2 protein-coding genes and 1 pseudogene are annotated in these 1086 nt (G+C 70.9%); all 3 read right to left on the bottom strand.

The window, feature by feature from the left end; all coding sequences use genetic code 11:
• The coding region (locus IEY86_RS35930) for a DUF2637 domain-containing protein (protein ID WP_189136093.1) at positions 1-509 on the bottom strand (509 nt) is incomplete at its 3' end.
• Positions 506-910 carry a hypothetical protein gene (locus tag IEY86_RS35925; protein WP_229699088.1) on the bottom strand — a complete coding sequence of 135 codons (405 nt, stop codon included), beginning with the start codon at positions 908-910 and terminating at the stop codon, positions 506-508. The genes IEY86_RS35925 and IEY86_RS35930, both read right to left, overlap by 4 nt.
• Positions 907-1086, bottom strand: a pseudogene (locus tag IEY86_RS35920) (GGDEF domain-containing protein); the annotation flags it as partial. The gene IEY86_RS35925 and the pseudogene IEY86_RS35920, both read right to left, overlap by 4 nt.

Below are 1086 nucleotides of genomic sequence, written 5' to 3'. Positions count from 1 at the left end.
GCGTCCTGCGCCTGCTGTACGCCCTGCCGTACGGGCTGGTACGCAACCGGCGTACGGGTCGGCTCGGGCTGTTGCTGTCCGCCAGTGTCGGGGCGGTGGTGGAGGACCTTGGCGACCAGGTCGGAGCCGAAGTAGATCGAGCCGACCGGCAGCGAGGTGGCCAGCAGCACCAGCGCCCACTGCGCCGGCGGCCAATGCGCCATCCGCACCCGCTGCCCGCCATGCAGCCCCGGCACCAGACCGTGCACGTAGTTCAGCACCAGGGAAGCGGCGGTGTACATCGCCAGCACCCGCAGCGCGAACCGCCGGTCATCCCCCGCCAGGACCAGCGTTGCCACCAGGGCCAGGGCCATCAGCCCGTCCACCACGAACGGGTACAGCAGCGAAGCGGTCGCATCGGCGCCCACGGTCTCGGCGACATCGCGCAGCGCGTTCCACGACACGCGGAAGGCCATGCCGACCACGGCAGCCAGGGCGAGCACCAGCAGCGTTCTCGCGGTCCTGTTCATGCCACCGCCGCCTTCACCGGATCGCCCGTCGCCGCAGGGCGAACCACGGGCGCGAACCCGCGCAGCCGCACCGTCGCCCCGGCGAACCCGGTACTGCCTTCGAGGCGGACGGTCGTGCCGCCTCCCTGCTCGCGGTAGGTCACGGTCTCCGCGGCGATGCCCAGCGCCTCCCGCCACGTCTCGAACGCCGAAAGGTCGTCGTGCAAGGTCAGTTCGAGGCTGTCCGGGTAGATCGGCGACACCTGCACGTACACAGCGGGCAGGTCCGGGAACTCTGCAGCCAGCATGCGAAGGGCACGCAGCGAGCCTGCCAGGTCCTTCAGGGCCAGGTCCTTCCAGGGCACGTCGTTCATCCCGCCGCTCCCGCGCTGCTCGCCTGTGAGGCCGTGATCGGTGTTCATCGGGAGTCTCCTGCCGGAGCGTGGTGGGTACCGTCGCGTCCGGGGCGGCGGCCGTTGACCGTGCCATGGACGGGCGTGATGCCATCGGCGATCAGCCACCCGCCGCCGGTCTGCTTGGCGCCGTACATCACCTCATCCGCACACCGCAGCAGAACGGACAGGTCAGCGGCCGTGCC

It is taken from the genome of Wenjunlia tyrosinilytica (assembly GCF_014646055.1).
In the GTDB taxonomy this organism is placed as follows: Bacteria; Actinomycetota; Actinomycetes; order Streptomycetales; family Streptomycetaceae; genus Wenjunlia; species Wenjunlia tyrosinilytica.
The sequence above is the reverse complement of the archived record's forward strand: the minus strand, read 5'-3'. Positions and strand labels throughout refer to the sequence as shown.

Bases quoted from the DNA above. Each gene is read 5' to 3' on its own strand.
- IEY86_RS35925 (WP_229699088.1), bottom strand. From the start codon at position 910: ATGAACACCGATCACGGCCTCACAGGCGAGCAGCGCGGGAGCGGCGGG.